We start from the raw sequence: 16044 nt of genomic DNA, 5'->3' as shown, positions 1-16044 counted from the left end.
CCCGGGGGGGCCCGGGGGGGGGCGGGGCCCCCCCGCGCGGTGCGGTGCGTCGGAAGGGGCCGGCCCGGTCAGGACCGGCCGGGTCCGCCGAGCGGTGCCTCAGGAGTGGCCGAGGTCGTCGGCGTGCGCGTCGGTCTCGTCGGGGACGGAGCCGCCGTCGCGCTCGGGGTGCAGCTGGTACGTGTCCACCCGCATGGTGTCGAGCGCGTGCGGTGCGGGCGTCGGCGGCTTCGGCATGACGGCCGCCTCCGAGTGACCGCCGCAGCCGTACGCCAGCGAGACGACATGGCCGTCGGCCGGACCGAACTCGTTGGCGCAGACACCGAAGGCCTGCCGCAGCGAACCGGTCAGCGGGACCAGGAACGCGCAGCTCACGCAGGTCGCGGGGGCGGCCTGGGCCATCGGCGTCTTGGGGCCGAACTCCTCGTCCCAGCGGTCGGCCGCCGCGTGCAGCCCGTACCGGGACAACACCCGCGCACGCCGCATGCCGAGCTCTTCGGCGACCGAGGCGATGGAGCCCCGGCCGATCGCGGACGGCCGCGGGCCCGTCAGCTCGGCGTCCTCGGTGTCCGCGAGGGCGGCCAGCTCGTCGGAGACCTCCGGCGGTTCCGTCTCGTCGACGGTCTCGCCGGTCCACCCGGGCTCCAGGCGGAGGTCCTCCGCCTCGGTGGGCAGCAGGTCGCCGGGGCCCATGTCGCCGGGGCGCAGCCGCTCGCTCCAGGGCACCCACTCCGGGGCGAGCAGGGCGTCCGAGCCGGGCAGCAGCACCGTTTCGTCGAGGGTGACGTTCTTGGCGCGGGAGGCCCGGGCGACGGTCACCGCCCAGCGCCAGCCCCGGTAGCCGAACATCTCGCACTCGAAGTAGTGCGTGACGACCCGGTCCCCTTCGGCCACGACGGCCACGTGCTCGCCGACCTCGCCGGGTGCGGCGGCCTCCTCGGCCGCGGCGCGCGCGAGGTCTACCGCTTCGGCACAGAGCCGGTCGGGAACAGGGGTACGGGCCGTACGGCTTCGCGTCGTCGCAGCACTCACAGGTCTCGCTTCTCTCCTACGCAGTCTCACGAGCGCGCCGATGGCTCCATCGATGTCCGATTTCAGCCATGACGGCTGTGGGCGGAGCGGACCAGAGGACCGCGTCGACGTCCACACCCGTTGTTGCCTGCCTCGGGCGTGCTTCTCAGGACCCATTCTGCGGGATCGCGGAGAGGCGCGCGGCCAAGAACAACCGCCGGTGGCGCGTAACGCACGCTACCCTCTCCGCCGCCCCTCGCCCACCTGCCCGCCCCAAACGCGACCTTTCCGATGCGTGACGCGACGGATTCCACCGGCCCGACGCCGGGGAAATTCCCGCCGCCGAGGGCGGCGCGCGCCCCAGGGCGCGTTCGAAAGCCGCCCGTCCTCCCCGTACCGCCGTCCTCCCCGTACCGCCGTCCGCACCCTCGTGGACGGATGACCCGCGCTGTCGTCGGTTCGCCGGAGAAAGGTTGGGGCAGTATGACGAAGTGGCTTCCGTCCGGTCGCACGACGTCTCCGGCCCCTTCCGCAGGGCGGGCCGGTCGATGAGACGCGCGCTGCACTCGGGCTTCTTCGGCACCGGGCGGTCCATCCGCAAGGTGACGCACGCCCACGGTGCCGGTGAGTCCGGGCTCGGCAAGCTGATCGAGCTGCACGCCGTCAACGGCGCGGGCGACGTGATGATCACGGTGGCGCTGGCCTCCACGGTGTTCTTCTCCGTCCCGACCGACGAGGCCCGGGGCCGCGTCGCGCTCTACCTGGCGATCACCATGGCGCCGTTCACCCTGCTCGCCCCGGTGATCGGTCCGCTGCTCGACCGGCTGCCGCACGGCCGCCGGGCGGCGATGGCGGGCTCGATGCTGGTCCGCGCCGTGCTCGCGATCGCCATGTCGAGCGCGGTCGCCACCGGCGGCCTGGAGCTGTACCCGGCGGCGCTCGGGGTGCTCGTCTGCTCGAAGGCGTACGGAGTGGTGCGCAGCGCTGTCGTGCCGCGGCTGCTGCCACCGAAATTCTCCTTGGTGAAGGCAAATTCGCGGGTGACCCTGGCGGGGCTGCTGGCGACCGGGATCGCGGCCCCGATCGGCGCGGGGCTCCAGATGGTCGGATCGGCATGGCCGCTCTTCGGTGCCTGCGTGATCTTCCTGGGCGGCACCTTCCTCGCTTTCACCCTGCCGCCCACGGTGGACTCCGCCAAGGGCGAGCGCCGGGCCCGCCTCGCGGAGGAGCAGGGCGTGCCCGCCGTACCCGCGGCCACCGCCCGTACGCAGGGCGCCCGGACCGGCTCGACCCTGCTCTCCGTCAGGCGCGCCGGGCGGCGGGAGGCGGCGGGGCGCCGCAAGGGCGAGAAGCGGGAGCGTCCGCCGGGGCTGCGGTCGGTCGGCGGTTCGGTGCTGCACGGACTCCAGGCCAACGCCGCGCACCGCGCGCTCTCCGGCTTCCTCATCTTCTTCCTGGCGTTCCTGCTGCGGAACGAGCCGCTGTCCGGACAGAGCGCCGCCGTCTCGCTCGGCATCGTCGGTGTCGCGGCGGGCGTGGGGAACGCCTGCGGTACGGCGGTGGGCTCGCTGCTGCGGGCGCGCGGGCCCGAGGTGATCGTCGCGACGGTGCTGGGAATCGCGCTGGGCGCCGCGGTGCTGGCCGCGCTGTTCTTCTCGACGGTCTTCGTCGCCGTGCTCGGCGCGGTCGCCGGCTTCACCCAGGCGCTGTCGAAGCTCTCGCTGGACGCGATGATCCAGCGCGACGTGCCGGAGGAGGTGCGGACCTCCGCCTTCGCCCGGTCGGAGACGGTCCTTCAGATGGCGTGGGTGGTCGGCGGCGGCATCGGGATCGCGCTGCCGCTCAATGGAGTACTGGGCATGTCGGTCGCCGCCGGAATCCTCGCGCTGGGTGCCGCAACGTCCGTACGGGGTCTCCTGACCTCCGCGCGGCGCGGCTCACCGCACCCCCGCGTGGCGTGAAGCGGAGCGACCGATAGCCTTCGGCCCATGACCGTTGCGTTCTTCTCAGGTAAGAGCCGTCGAATCGGCGTCGCTCTTGGTGCCGTGTCCGCGGGACTCCTCGTCCTGTCCGCCTGCGACAAGCCGACGCCGCTCGCCACCGTGACGGTCGGCACGACCTCGGTGTCGACCGAGGCCGCCTGCTACAACGACGGCGATCCCATCAAGGAGTCGCTGATCCAGGGCTGCCTGAACAAGAAGGCCGACAAGTCGATCGACGTCGCCATGGACGACCGGGTCCGCTTCGGCGTCGACCCGGAGGTCGCCGACAACGGCTGGACGCTCTTCATCGACGGCCAGCAGGCCGAGCAGGAGCCGTACAAGCGGACCTACCGGTCGATCACCGGCAGCGCGTTCTTCTCCAGCCAGACCGGCGAGACGAGCAACGAGACCCAGGTCAGCGTCGTCGAGACCGACGGTTCGAAGCTCATCGGCATCTGGCACTTCAAGCTCAAGAAGACCGACTGATCCGCGTTCCGTCCCCTTCCTCGTAGCTCGTCGGAGGAATCCTTTCCCGTGCGTGTGCTCGTCGTGACCGCTGTTCCCGCCGAACGGGACGCGGTCACACGCGCGTCCGGGGAGGCGCCCGAGGTGCGTACGGTGCCCGGCGCCGAACTGCACCGCACCGGCCCGCTGGACGTGCTGGCGGGCGGGGTCGGCCCGGCCGCCGCCGCTGCCGCCACCGCGTTCGCCCTGGCCTCCGGCCCGTACGACCTCGTCGTGTCGGCCGGGATCGGCGGCGGGTTCGCGCCCGCCGCGCCCGTCGGCTCCCTCGTCGTGGCGAGCGGCATCGTCGCCGCCGACCTGGGCGCCGACACACCCGAGGGCTTCGTCCCCGTCACCGGACTCGGCTTCGGCAAGGTGCTCCACGTGCCGCCCCGCTCCCTGGTGCGGGAGGCCGCCGACGCCACCGGCGCGGCGACCGGCACCGTGCTCACCGTGTCCACCGTGACCGGCAGCGCGGAGCGCGCCGCCGCCCTGACGGCCGCCCACCCCGGTGCCCTCGCCGAGGCGATGGAGGGGTTCGGGGTCGCCGAGGCGGCCGGCTCGCTCGGGCTGCCGGTGCTGGAGATCCGGGCCGTGTCGAACCCGGTCGGCCCGCGCGACCGGGACGCCTGGCGCATCGGCGACGCCCTGGCCGCGCTCACCGGAGCCTTCGGGAAGCTCATCCCCGTACTGGAAGGTTGGACCCACCATGACCGCAACGACTGACGGCGCCGCCGCTACCGGCACGGACGCCGCGCTGAAGATCTCCTTCTCCCCCTGCCCCAACGACACCTTCGTCTTCGAGGCGCTGGCGCACGGCCGGGTCCCCGGCGCCACCCCGATCGACGTCACCTTCGCGGACATCGACATCACCAACGGCCTCGCCGAGCGAGGCGAGGGCGATGTGCTGAAGGTCAGTTACGCGGTGCTGCCGTGGGTCCTTCAGGAGTACGCGCTGCTGCCGTGCGGCGGCGCGCTCGGGCGCGGCTGCGGCCCGCTCGTCCTGACCCGCGAGCCGGGCACCGACCTGACCGGCAAGACGGTCGCCGTACCGAGCGAGCGCTCCACCGCCTATCTGCTCTTCCGCCTCTGGGCGGCGGAGACCGTACCGGGCGGGGTCGGCGAGATCGTCGTCATGCCGTTCGACGAGATCATGCCCGCGGTGCGGGACGGCAAGGTCGACGCCGGACTCGTCATCCACGAGGCCCGCTTCACCTACCAGAACTACGGGCTGCACAACCTCGCCGACATGGGGCAGCACTGGGAGTCCACCACCGGGCTGCCGATCCCGCTGGGCGCGATCATCGCGAAGCGCTCGCTGGGCACGGAGAAGCTGCACGCGCTGGCCGACGCCATCCGCACCTCGGTCCGCATGGCCTGGGACGACCCCGAGATCTCCCGCGACTACGTCCTGGCGCACGCCCAGGAGATGGACCCGGCCGTCGCCGACCAGCACATCGGGCTGTACGTCAACGAGTTCACCGCCGACCTCGGCGAGGACGGCTACGCGGCGATCCGGGGACTGCTCACGCGCGCCGCGGCGGAGGGGCTGGTCCCGGCCCTCGCGCCGGACGCGCTGGTCTTCCCCGCGCAGCCGTAGCGGTTTTTGGCCAGACACGCGCCGACGGCGGTCCCTTCCCGGGGCCGCCGTCGGCGTGTGTGCGGGGGTGTGCGCGGGGGGCCGCCCTACCGGACGGCTCCCGGTCACACGTCGAGCTGGTCGGCGACCGCGCGCAGCAGGCCGGCGATCTTCGCGCCGGACGCCTTGTCCGGGTAGCGGCCCCGCTCCAGCAGCGGCGTGATGTTCTCCAGGACCGTCGTCAGGTCCTGGACGATCGACGCCAGCTCGTCCGGCTTGCGGCGCTGGGCCGCCGCGACGGACGGCGTCGGATCGAGAATCGTGACGGAAAGCGCCTGGTCACCGCGCTGTCCGGCCACCACACCGAACTCGACCCGCTGGCCGGGCTTGAGCCCCTCGACCCCGGCGGGCAGGACCGACGAGTGGACGAACACGTCCGCGCCGTCGTCACGGGAGAGGAAGCCGAAGCCCTTCTCGTTGTTGAACCACTTGACTTTGCCGGTGGGCACTTCGTCCTCGTCCTCGTCGCTCGTCGATGCGCGGGGAGCCGCCGGGAAACGGCTCCGTACAGCAGGAGAGCGGGTCGCCAGGACCCGCCGATCTTCAGGCTAGTGGCCCCTGGGCCCGGGACAAGACGTCGCCGGGCCAATGTCTCGCAGCGGGAACTACCCTTGCGGGGTGAGCACTACTCCTTCAGGCGCGGGCGACCAGCTGGTCCGGATCGGCGCGGTCGTCTTCTTCGTCGGCGCACTCGCCACGCTGGTCACGGTGGCCCCACTGTTCCTCGGAACCGACCCCTTCCCGTCGATCGCGTACGCGGTCTGCATGCTCATGGGGGTGGGTTTCCTGATCGCCGCCGCGGGCGTGGTCCGCTCGGTGTGGTCGAACTCGCCGAAGCGGGCCGCGAGCCGCTCGTAGCCGCACCGGGCGCGGTCCCGTCCTACCCGGCGCTCGTAACCGCACCGGGCGCGGTCCCGTCCTACCCAGCGCTCGTAGCCGCACCGGGCGCGGTCCCGTCGTACCCGGCGCTCGTAGCCGCACCGGGCGCTCCGTGGGCGCCCCGGCCGCGTCCCGCCGCGCTTCGGCCGCGCCTCGGGCTGTGCTTCAGCCGCGCTTCTGCCGCGCTTCAGGCCGTGCGCCGTGCCTCGTACTCCCGCAGCCAGGCCGGGAAGGACGTGAGGTCGCTCAGCACCGCGTCGGCGCCCGCGGCCCGCAGCTCCTCGGCGTCGCACGGGCCCGTGGTCACGCCGACCGACACGGCACCGGCGACCCGCGCGCCGCGTACGTCCCCGACGTGGTCGCCGACGTAGACCTGCGCGCCCTCGGCGAGCAGCGCCTTGCCCTTCGCCTCCGCCCAGAGGCTGCCGATGACCAGGTCCGGGGTGAGGCCGAGGTGGGTGCAGTGGAGTTCGGCGTTGGGCTGGAACTTCGCGGTGACGACGATCGCCCGGCCGCCCAGCGCCTGCACCGCTTCGATGGCCGCGCGGGCCCCGGGCATGGCGGTGGTCGGGACGATCGCGTGGCGCGGGTAGGTCTCCCGGTACCGGTCGGCGACGACGGCCACCCGGTCGGCGGGGAACCAGTTCGTGAGCTCCTCGTCCACGGGCGGCCCCAACCTGCTGACCACGAGATCGGCGTCGATGGGCACACCGGTCTCCGCCGAGAGGGCCAGATAGTTGGCCTTGATGCCGGCCCGGGAGTCGATGAGCGTCATGTCGAGGTCGAATCCGACCGTCAGCGTGTGCGAAGAGATGTGCGAAGCCATGTCTGCCATTGTGCCGACCCGCCCGGACCCCGTGTCGGGGCGGGCGGGAAGCGGGCCCGGGCCCGCCCCGCTCAGCCGCGGGCCCGGCGCGCCCGCCACACCAGGTACACGGCGGAGGCCACCGCCGCCGTGCGGAGCGCCACCGGCCACAGGCCCGTCAGGACGTCGCCCATGGCGCCCTCGGCGATCGGCTCGCCCCAGCGCCCGCGCATCCTGCCCCAGACCCACACCACGGCCCCCGCGGCGACCACCCCGGGCAGCCCCAGGGCTGCCCACTTCGCCTCGGCCCGGGAGAGCGTGCGGGAGCTGTAGGCGAGCAGCCAGCCGCCCGCGAGGGCCAGCCACGAGCCGATCACCGCTCCGGCGACCAGCAGCGCGGCGGCGATCAGGAGCACCGGGCTCCCGAGCCGGCGCCCGGCCGGGGCGGCGGCGGGCGCGGCGGGCGCGGGCGCCGGGGCGCGGCGGAGCAGCCGGGGCAGCGGGAGGCGCCTGCGTAGGCGCCCGGGGGCGGCGGCCGGGGCAGCACCCGGCGCACCTTCGGCACCGTCCGCCGCATCCGTTCCTTCCGCCTCGTCCGGATCGCCGCCCTCGCCGTCCGCGCCGTCCTCGCGGGGGCGGGGCGGCGGCTTCAGCAGGGCGGGGATCTCCACCCCGCCGGTGAACCCCGGTACCCGTACGCCGTCGCCGAACTCGCCGAACGGGCCCGGCTCGACCCGCCACCACTCGCGTTCGCCCACGGTGTCGCCGAGCCGGTCCAGGCCGATCACGTGCGGGGCGGACGGATCGGGCCAGTAGCCGGAGTCCCCGGTCTCCGCCGCCCAGTCGATCCCGCTCGGCCCGATCGTCCCGCCCGGCCCGTGGACCGCTTCCGCCGCCTCCGCCGCTTCCGTGTCCCGGCTTCCGCCCCGGCCCTTGCGGAACGGCGACGCGCCCCACCGCGATCCCGTTTCGCCGCGCTCCGCATCCGTCCCGCCCGCCCCGGAGGGCTCCTCGGCGGCGGGCCGGGGCCGGAACACCCCACGCCGGGGCGTCGGCACGGGTCCTGCCGGGGCGTCACCGGAGCCGTGCGGCGTTTCCCGCGCGGGGGTTGCCGAACGCGGCGGCGGCAGCGGCGCCGAGGGCGGTACGGGTTCCCCGCCCCCCGCCGACTCGACGGCGGCGGCCACCAGTTCGCCGGGATCTCCGAGGCGTCCGATGATGCGCCGCACGGCGGCCGGCGAGTTCGCCCCGGTCTTCCCGCGCTGCTTCTCGATCTCGTCGCGCACCTGGGCGACGAGCCTCATCCGGGCGCCGGAGGGCAGCTGTTGTCGCTGCGCCAGGTCCCCGACACGGCTCAAGAACTCGTAGACGAGCTGGTCGCTCTCGATCCCCACGTGGCCCGTCCCCTCGGTTCCCTCCGGCTGACCTGCTCCGACCGTAGCGTTCCAGGGGCTACCGTGGGACGGATGGGGACGACCACACCACCGCGCACGCTCGCCGAGGCTCTGCGTGTCCGCGGCGACAAAGCGCTTGCCGGGCTGCTGCGCGCCCGTCCCGACCTGCTCACGCCGGTGCCGGGCGACATCACCCAGCTCGCCACCCGGGCGGGCACCCGGGCCTCCGTGGTGCGCGCGCTGGAACACCTCGACCGGTTCGCGCTGCAGACTGCCGAGGCACTCGCGGTGGCCCCGGACCCGGCCCCGTACGACACGCTGCTGCGGCTGCTGACCGGCGACGGGCAGGACGACGGCGCCCAGCACGACAGCACCGGGGCCGCGATCACCGCGGCGCTGCCGGGCGCCCTGGCGACCCTGCGCGAACAGGCCCTGGTCTGGGGCGAGGACGAGCGGCTGCACCTGGTGCGCACCGCCCGTGAGCTGCTCGCGCCCTCCCCGCAGCACCCCTCCCCCACCGGGCTCGGGCCGACCGTCGCCGAGGCCACCGCCGGGATGTCGCCGGGCCGGCTCCAGGAGATCCTGACCGCCGCCGGACTCTCCGCGACCTACGACCCGGTCTCCGCCGTGGCCGCGCTCACCGCCCTCTTCACCGACCGCACGCGCATGGCGGACCTGCTGGACTCCGCGCCCGTGGAGGCACTGTCGGTGCTGGACCGGCTGGTGTGGGGACCGCCGTACGGCGAGATCACGCCGAACCCGACCCCGCCCGTCCGCTGGCTGCGCGACCGCGGTCTGCTGCTCCCGGTGTCGGCACGCACCGTCGTACTGCCGCGCGAGGCGGCCCTGCATCTGCGGGCCGGGCGCGCCCACCGCGTACCGGAGCCGCTGCCGCCGGTCGTCCAGCCGGTCGCCGAACGCGATCCACAGGCTGTGGACAGAGCGGCGGCCGGTCAGGCGTTCCTCGCCCTGTCCACCGTCGAGGACCTGCTGAAGCTGTGGAACGGCGGCGGGCCCACCGTGCTGCGTTCCGGCGGACTGAGCGTGCGCGAGCTCAAGCGGGTCGCGAGCGCCCTCGACACGACGGAGCCCGTCGCCGCGTTCTGGGTCGAACTCGCCTACGCCACCGGCCTGCTGGCCGCGGACGGCGAGAGCGACGAGCACTACGGCGCCACGCCCGCGTACGACGACTGGCTCGAACTCCCCGCCGCCCAGCGCTGGGCGCGTCTCGCGCTCGCCTGGCTGGCGGCCACCCGCACCGCCGGGCTGGTCGGCGGCCAGGACGCCAAGGGCCGTGCCCTGTCCGCGCTCGGACCCGAACTCGACCGCTCCACCGCCCCCGACGTACGCCGCCGGGTGCTCGCCCTCTTCGCCGCGCTGCCGCCGGGCACCGCGCCCGACCCCGCGACCCTGCTCACCCGGCTGCGCTGGGAGCGCCCGCTGCGCGGCGGCTCGCGCGGCGAGGTCCACCCCGCGCAGGAGAGCGCGAGCAACACCGCCGACCTGCGCTCCCGCATCGCGCTGTGGACCGTCAACGAGGCCGAACTCCTCGGCATCACCGGCCGCGGCGCCCTCTCCTCCCAGGCCCGCGCGCTGCTCCCGCCCGCGCCCGGGAGCGCGGGCACCCCGGCGGACCGATCGGCGACCCCGGCCGAGACCGCTGCCGCGCTGCTCGCCCCGCTGCTGCCGGAACCGCTCGACCACGTGCTCCTCCAGGCCGACCTGACGGCCGTCGCCCCCGGGCCGCTGGAGCGCCCGCTCGCCGACGTCCTCTCGGTCCTCGCCGACGTCGAGTCGAAGGGCGGCGCGACGGTCTACCGCTTCACCCCCGGCTCGGTGCGCCGCGCGCTCGACGCCGGTCAGAGCGCCTCCGACCTGCACGCCTTCCTCTCCCGGCACAGCCGCACCCCGGTACCGCAGCCGCTGAGCTACCTCATCGACGACGTGGCCCGGCGTCACGGCCACCTCCGGATCGGCGCCGCGTCCTCGTACGTACGCTGCGACGACGAGTCCGTGCTCAACGAGATCCTGGCCGACAAGCGCTCGGCCGTACTGCGGCTGCGCCGGCTCGCCCCGACCGTCCTCGCCTCGCAGACCGACCCCGCCTCGCTCCTCGACGGGCTCCGCGACCTCGGTTACGCCCCGGCCGCCGAGTCCGCCGAAGGCGACGTCCTGATCACCCGCGCCGGTGCCCGCCGCACTCCGCCGCGTACCGCCCCCGTGCCCGTGCCCGAGGGCCCGCCGGTACCGGACGACACCCTGCTCGGCGCGGCGGTACGGGCCATCCGGGCCGGTGACACGGCCGCCACGGTGGTCCGCAAGGAGCCCGCGGCCGAGTCCGGCGCCCCGTCCGGCACGCTCCCGCGCACCTCTGCCGCGGACACCCTCGCGACCGTCCAGGCCGCAGCCATGACGGGCTCCACGCTCTGGATCGGTTACGTCAACGCGGAGGGTGCCGCCAGCCAGCGCGTGATCGCCCCGGTGCGGGTGGAGGGCGGCTTCGTCACCGCGTACGACCACACCGCCGACGAGGTCCGCACCTATCCGCTGCACCGCATCACGGGGGTCGCGGAGCTGGCGGAGGAGTAGGACCGGCCGTGGGCCACGCCCGGTTGGCCGCTGGACCGCAAGTCCTTCACGGACTGTCTGAACGAACTGCGTGAGGTCCAGAACGGACCCATGCATGTCAATGACAAGGACAAGGCCGGTGACGCGGCCATCCCGATGTCGCGCAACATGATCGAGCTGCTGCGCGAACACGGGGTGAGAGGGGGCGTCTCACCCCGCCAGCCTGCCCCCTCGGCCTCGGCCCAGGAGTGGCTACATCACCGAGGCCGTCAGGCATCAGCTCGCCATGGACGGGCTCGCGGACATCGTGGCCTCGCACGAAGAGGAGCACGGGGCGCTCACGGAGCAGGAGGTCGAGGACGCCCGGCGGGAGCTCTTCGGGGAAGAGAGCGCGCGGACTTCCGGCATGGACGCCGCGTGAAGGAACAGTCGGCCCGGTCCGTGGTACTGGACTCGCAGGCCCTCTCCCTGCTGCTCCGCGACGATCGCAGGATGGCGGCACGCGTCGAAGCCTCCCGGCAGGCAGGGGTGCCCGTCGTCGTGTCCGCGCTGACCATCGTCGAAGCCGTCCAGGGCAGGACGGACATGGCCCGGCTGCACTGGCTCCTCTCCCGGCTCCGGGTGGAACCGGTCAATCAGGAGGACTCCCTGACGGCGGTGGCACTGCTCCGGGACGCGGGCGGACTCCACGGACGCGAGTACGCCATCGACTCCCTTGTCGCGGCACTCGCGCTCCGCTCCCCCGCCCCCGCCATCGTGCTGACCTCCGACCGCGACGACTGGTCGAAGCTCTGCGGTGAGCGCGTCGGCGTCAGAGACGTGTGACGGCCGGCACTGCGTGTCGGGACCTCAACACCTGGAGGGCGGCTTCGTCACCGCGTACGACCACACCGCCGACGAGGTCCGCACCTGTCCGCAGCACCGCATCACGGCGGTCGCGGAGCCGGGGGAGGAGTGGGCGGCACGGGCAGCGTCCCTCGACGGCCGGCACGCAAGGGCCTGTTGCCACCGGGAATTGGCCGCTTCTCGTCTGACGCACCGCCCCGGTCCGACGCTTAATGGGACTCCCGCGAAGCGCGGGTGAACGTCGACCGTACGGGGGAGCGCATGGACGCCATGGGGAATGTCGGTCCACCGAGCACACCGCCACCACCGCCGGGGCCGCCGGGACCGTCGGCCGGACCGCCGGGGCCGCCGCCACCACCGCCGGGACCGCCGGCCGGACCGCCCCCGCCGCCTTCGAGGACTCCGGCCCAGTCGCCGCCGCCGTTCCCGAAGCTTCCGCACCCGCGCGACGTCCTGGAGATCTCCGTCCGCAACCGGATGCTCTGGTTCGGATCGGCGGCTTTCCCGCTGCACAACCTCACCCGGGTCGAGGCTTTCAGGCTCAATCCCCGACGTGGCGAAGCCTTCGTCAGCTTCCTGAAGTGGGCGGCGGTCATCGCCGTCGTGTACGTGGCGGTCATGGCGATGGCCGACGAAGACGCGAGCGCCGGGGACGGCTCGGGGCCGCTGTTCTTCTTCGTCGCCGTCGCTCTGGCCATCCTGCTCATGAAGATGCTCCAACCGGCCAAACCGATCCTGGCCGTGGAGACGGCCGGTGGCTCCTGGGCAGTCGCGACGCTCCCGAGCGTCGACGAACTGCGAGCGATCGCCGGGCTGATCGTCCATGCGATCGACCATCCGGAGGCCGAGTTCAAGGCGACCGTCCACCAGTTGAACAACTACAACGGCCCCGTCTTCAACCAGACCGGCGGGATGAACACGGGGATCAAGCTGTGAGCGAACCGACGCACCACACGACCTACAACGGCCCCGTCTTCAACCAGGAAGGCCCCCAGAACATCGGGATCAACTACGGCTCCGTCGGCGCCACTCAGGACCCCGAGCTCCGAGCCGCCGTGGAGAATCTGATCGGACGGCTCCACGACCTGGACGACCACCTCGGCCCGGAGCAGACCCGCACCGTCGAAGAGACCCTGCCCGTACTCGCCCGGGGGCGCGCAGCCACCGTCTCCGAGCGCACGCACGCTCTGGACCGGCTCGGCCAGATCGCAGCGGTCATCGGCCCGGTGGCCCAGCCCCTCACGGCCGCCCTCGCGCGGCTGGCCGGGCTCGGCTGAGAGCTGAAGAGGGACGAAGAGGGACGAAGAGAGGCGGCGGGGGCTCGCGGAACCGGCCGGGAATCCGGGTCGTGCGGCAGCCGTCCCGGGTGGCCGGTTTCCTCACCGCCCTGTTCCCAGCGGGCGCCTTCCGGCGTTGACTCGCCCGGAGGACGCCGGGTCCGCACCGGTCCCGGCGGTGGGCGACCCCGCCGGGCGCAGGCGCGGGCCGCAGGGACGCTCGGGAAGGGACGCCTGATGAGTTCTGCGAGTTCCGCACAGCCGGCCGACGCCATGACCCCGTTCGACGACACCTACGACCAGCCCGACCCGCGTGCGTTCTTCCGGGGGCTGGGGCCCTGGGGCTACCAGACGCCGCACCACGCCCAGAGCGTCTTCCGCCGCCTGCTCAGCGCCCTCGCTCCCCGACCCGGCGGGACCGATCCGTCCGCGACCACGGTGCTGGACCTCTGCTGCTCGTACGGCATCAACGCCGCCCTGCTCAACCACCACCTCACCCTGAGCGACCTCTACACCCACTACACCTCCGAGGAGGCCGCCGCGCTGACCACCGCCGAACTCGTGGAGCGGGACAGGGAGTTCTACCCCGCCCACCGCCGCCCCGACGCGGTCCGCGTCCTCGGTCTCGACGCCGCCCCGAGCGCCATCGCCTACGCCCGCGCGGTGGGCCTGCTCGACGACGGCTTCGCCGAGAACCTGGAGACCGCGCCCCCGAGCCCCGCCCTGCTGCGCGCCGCGCGGGACGTGCGCCTCATCACCGTCACCGGCGGCGTCAGCTTCCTCTCCCCCCGCACCTTCGGGCCGCTGCTGGCCGGGGCGGACGCCCCGGCGTGGGTCGCCGCGTTCGTGCTCCGTACCGGCAGCTACCGGCCGATCGCCGACTGCCTGGACGCACACGGTCTGACCACCGAGAAGCACACCGCGCAGACCTACCCGCAACGCCGCTTCACCGGCGAGCAGGAGCAGCGGTACGCCGTCGCCGCCACCCTCGCCGCCGGCGAGGACCCGCAGGGCAAGGAGACCGAGGGCTCCTTCCACACCGCGCTGTACGTGTCCCGGCCCGCGGCGGAGGCGGAGCGGAGCCCGCTGGGGGCGTTGCTGCACCCGTGAGGCCGGGAGCGCCGTCACCGCGGGCGCGCTATGGCCTGCGTCCCCTGGACGCCTTGAGCACCTCCACGAGGCGGTCCACATCGGTCCAGGGGTTCACGGCACGCCCCTCCGCCACCTTCGTCGCCCGCTCCCGAAGCGCCTGGGCACGGCCCCTCGCGTCCGCGTGCCCGGTGCGCAGCGCCTCGAAGTCCAGGTGCTTGCGGTTGCTGGAGTAGCCGCACGCTCCGAGCTTCTCCAGCGCGCGCTGCGCCTGGTCCGAGGTCAGGTAGCCGAAGCTGTCCTGGAAGTGCAGCAGGAGCCACAGCTCGAAGCAGGGATCGGAACGCACCACGCCGATGCCGTTGCGCTCGGCCAGACGCAGAGCTTCCGGCAGGGTGGGGTGCGGAACCGGCGCTTCCACGTCGATGACGCACCACACCTCGTCGTACGAGGTCCAGCGGTCAGCCGAGGAGTGAGGGGCACGTTCCTTGTGCGCGATCGCCTCCCGGACCAGGGAACGGGGTTCGCCGTACCGGCCGCCCAGTTGGATGGTGACCGGCAGCGCGCGAAGATCGGCCCTCAGCCCTTTGAAGTACTGCTCCTCCGTGCACTCCCCCTCGCAGTAGATGAGGAACCTACGCTGCTCCTCGCGAGCGCCCTTCGTCCGCTTCAGCGGTTTTCCCCGCTTCACGCCCACCCCCGTGCCGGAAGGCTGCGGCCATCTCCCGCAGCAGGTCGTCCTCCAGATGCGGAACCGCGCCGTACCGCCCGCCGAGGTACCGCTTCTCCAGGTTGTCGCCGGGTTCCCCTCCGCCGGAGTCCCGCACCACGAACTCGGTGAGCGGGAACAACCGGGTGGACAAAGTCTCCGGGTCCTTCTCGGTGAACCACACCTGGTCCCGGAAGAGTTCCGTCCGGACGTTCCGCCCGAGCAACGCCGCCTCGTGGGTGCTGAAGACGAGCTGCGCGCCGGTGGTGTTGGTGTCGGGCGACTGGAACAGGCCGACCAGCGCGTCGACGAGGTACGGGTGCAGGCGCGCGTCGAGTTCGTCGACGCAGAGCACACCGCCCTCGGTCAGCGTGGTGATGACGGGTCCGATCAGTCCGATCCAGGTGCGGGTACCGCTCGACTCGTGGGCGAGGTCCAGGGAGAAGACGCCCTCGGCCGTGCGGTGTTCGATCCGTACCTGCCTGCGGGCCGCCTCCTGCACCTGGAATCCGTCCCCCAGCGCCTCGCGGACAGCCTGCACGACCCGTTTGCCGCTCTCCAGGATCTCCGGCTCCCACTCCTTGATCTCCAGCCCGGACACCCCGAGGTCGGCGTACCGGAGCAGCGTCGACATCGGCCCGTCCACGGCGTGTTCCTGGTCCGACAGACACAGGTCCACGGTGTGGTCGAGGCGCAGCGAGAAGTCCTCGTCGGTCGCCATCCGCAGCCCCGCGCCGAACCAGCCGAACACCTCACTCAGTTGATCGTGGCCCTGTGCGGCGGCGACGGAGAGGTAGAGGCTGTTCGGCCGGAGCAGCTCGGCGATGACCTTGCGCCGGCCCGTCAGCCAGCGCCCGAAGGTGACCCCCTCCTCGGCGTCGCGCTCGTAGAGGCGCCGCTGTCTGCCTTCGGGGTAGTAGTAGAGCCACTCCTCGGTGATCCGCCGGGCATCGACCGAGAAACCGAACTGGTGGCGGACACCCTTCAGCACGAAGTCGACCGCGAACGAGCTCGGATGGGCGGCGGCGTCCGCTCGGAGGGCGAACGGCCGACGGGGAACGCCTCCGCGCGGGTCCCAGGTGCGGAACGAGGACAGCACCGCGTCCCGCATCCAGCCGATCGCGTCGATGACGTTCGACTTGCCCGAGGCGTTGGTGCCGTAGACCGCGAGGACGGGTACCGCTCGCAGGTCACCGGGGGCCGTGGCCTCGGCCCGCTCCGGCCGCTCGACCGAGGCGACCAGCGACAGCTCCTGCTCCTCCCTGAGGGAGGCGTGATTCATCACCTGGAACCGCAGCAGCATGGCAGCTCCCCAACGCAGTCAGGATTGTCGTTCAGGGC

17 protein-coding genes are annotated in these 16044 nt (G+C 73.3%); 11 read left to right on the top strand and 6 right to left on the bottom strand.

Translation table 11 applies throughout. The features are described from left to right. Positions 1-99: 99 nt before the first annotated feature. On the bottom strand, positions 100-1032 hold the full coding sequence (locus ACFWEP_RS19930; protein WP_387371612.1) for a DUF3027 domain-containing protein: 933 nt from the start codon (positions 1030-1032) through the stop codon (positions 100-102). A 470-nt stretch (positions 1033-1502) separates the two neighbouring features. On the opposite strand from ACFWEP_RS19930, the gene ACFWEP_RS19925 reads away from it, so the two are divergent. The 4 genes from ACFWEP_RS19925 to ACFWEP_RS19910 are packed head-to-tail and all read left to right on the top strand — an operon-like array spanning position 1503 to position 5097. Further along, on the top strand, positions 1503-2972 hold the full coding sequence (locus ACFWEP_RS19925) for an MFS transporter (protein ID WP_387371611.1): 1470 nt from the start codon (positions 1503-1505) through the stop codon (positions 2970-2972). Positions 2973-2999: 27 nt separating this feature from the next. Continuing rightward, complete coding sequence (locus tag ACFWEP_RS19920; protein WP_387371610.1) at positions 3000-3479, top strand: DUF2771 domain-containing protein; 480 nt, start codon at positions 3000-3002, stop codon at positions 3477-3479. Between the two features lie 48 nt (positions 3480-3527). Beyond that, positions 3528-4223 carry a futalosine hydrolase gene (locus ACFWEP_RS19915; protein ID WP_387371609.1) on the top strand — a complete coding sequence of 232 codons (696 nt, stop codon included), beginning with the start codon at positions 3528-3530 and terminating at the stop codon, positions 4221-4223. Continuing rightward, positions 4207-5097 carry a 1,4-dihydroxy-6-naphthoate synthase gene (locus ACFWEP_RS19910; protein WP_387371608.1) on the top strand — a complete coding sequence of 297 codons (891 nt, stop codon included), beginning with the start codon at positions 4207-4209 and terminating at the stop codon, positions 5095-5097. The genes ACFWEP_RS19915 and ACFWEP_RS19910 overlap by 17 nt, the downstream gene beginning before the upstream one ends. 104 nt (positions 5098-5201) lie before the next feature. Here the strand turns inward: ACFWEP_RS19910 and ACFWEP_RS19905 are convergent, their stop codons facing one another. Further along, the gene (locus ACFWEP_RS19905) at positions 5202-5585 is read right to left on the bottom strand and encodes a cold-shock protein (RefSeq protein ID WP_328721063.1); all 384 of its coding nucleotides are present in this window, start codon (positions 5583-5585) and stop codon (positions 5202-5204) included. Positions 5586-5754: 169 nt separating this feature from the next. Here ACFWEP_RS19905 and ACFWEP_RS19900 point away from each other — a divergent pair, with 169 nt between their 5' ends. Further along, on the top strand, positions 5755-5994 hold the full coding sequence (locus ACFWEP_RS19900; protein WP_328721062.1) for a hypothetical protein: 240 nt from the start codon (positions 5755-5757) through the stop codon (positions 5992-5994). Positions 5995-6202: 208 nt separating this feature from the next. Here the strand turns inward: ACFWEP_RS19900 and ACFWEP_RS19895 are convergent, their stop codons facing one another. Continuing rightward, a complete protein-coding gene (locus ACFWEP_RS19895; RefSeq protein ID WP_387371607.1) occupies positions 6203-6850 on the bottom strand; it encodes an HAD family hydrolase in 648 nt (215 codons plus the stop codon). A 62-nt stretch (positions 6851-6912) separates the two neighbouring features. Beyond that, positions 6913-8214 (bottom strand): hypothetical protein, encoded by a 1302-nt coding sequence (locus tag ACFWEP_RS19890; protein WP_387371606.1) that lies wholly within the window; start codon positions 8212-8214, stop codon positions 6913-6915. Between the two features lie 72 nt (positions 8215-8286). Between ACFWEP_RS19890 and ACFWEP_RS19885 the strand changes: the two genes are divergently transcribed. The 6 genes from ACFWEP_RS19885 (at position 8287) to ACFWEP_RS19860 (ending at position 14015) form a co-directional block, all read left to right on the top strand. Continuing rightward, entirely contained in the window at positions 8287-10803 is a 2517-nt protein-coding gene (locus ACFWEP_RS19885; RefSeq protein ID WP_387371605.1) for a helicase C-terminal domain-containing protein, read from the top strand. 202 nt (positions 10804-11005) lie between these two features. Next, complete coding sequence (locus ACFWEP_RS19880) at positions 11006-11203, top strand: hypothetical protein (protein ID WP_387371613.1); 198 nt, start codon at positions 11006-11008, stop codon at positions 11201-11203. Beyond that, positions 11200-11607, top strand: coding sequence for a PIN domain-containing protein (locus tag ACFWEP_RS19875; protein WP_387371604.1), 408 nt, complete (start codon positions 11200-11202; stop codon positions 11605-11607). The genes ACFWEP_RS19880 and ACFWEP_RS19875 overlap by 4 nt, the downstream gene beginning before the upstream one ends. A 498-nt stretch (positions 11608-12105) precedes the next feature. Continuing rightward, positions 12106-12564 (top strand): DUF6232 family protein, encoded by a 459-nt coding sequence (locus ACFWEP_RS19870; protein ID WP_387371603.1) that lies wholly within the window; start codon positions 12106-12108, stop codon positions 12562-12564. Then, the gene (locus ACFWEP_RS19865; protein WP_387371602.1) at positions 12561-12905 is read left to right on the top strand and encodes a hypothetical protein; all 345 of its coding nucleotides are present in this window, start codon (positions 12561-12563) and stop codon (positions 12903-12905) included. The genes ACFWEP_RS19870 and ACFWEP_RS19865 overlap by 4 nt, the downstream gene beginning before the upstream one ends. A gap of 237 nt (positions 12906-13142) precedes the next feature. After that, entirely contained in the window at positions 13143-14015 is an 873-nt protein-coding gene (locus ACFWEP_RS19860; RefSeq protein ID WP_387371601.1) for a hypothetical protein, read from the top strand. Between the two features lie 28 nt (positions 14016-14043). Here the strand turns inward: ACFWEP_RS19860 and ACFWEP_RS19855 are convergent, their stop codons facing one another. Together ACFWEP_RS19855 and ACFWEP_RS19850 are read right to left on the bottom strand one after the other, a co-directional pair. Continuing rightward, on the bottom strand, positions 14044-14685 hold the full coding sequence (locus tag ACFWEP_RS19855; protein WP_387371600.1) for an RloB family protein: 642 nt from the start codon (positions 14683-14685) through the stop codon (positions 14044-14046). Then, positions 14630-16006, bottom strand: coding sequence for an ATP/GTP-binding protein (locus ACFWEP_RS19850; protein WP_387371599.1), 1377 nt, complete (start codon positions 16004-16006; stop codon positions 14630-14632). The genes ACFWEP_RS19855 and ACFWEP_RS19850 overlap by 56 nt, the downstream gene beginning before the upstream one ends. Positions 16007-16044 lie beyond the last annotated feature (38 nt).

The organism is Streptomyces sp. NPDC060198, from assembly GCF_042728415.1.
Classification (GTDB): Bacteria; Actinomycetota; Actinomycetes; order Streptomycetales; family Streptomycetaceae; genus Streptomyces.
The sequence above is the reverse complement of the archived record's forward strand: the minus strand, read 5'-3'. Positions and strand labels throughout refer to the sequence as shown.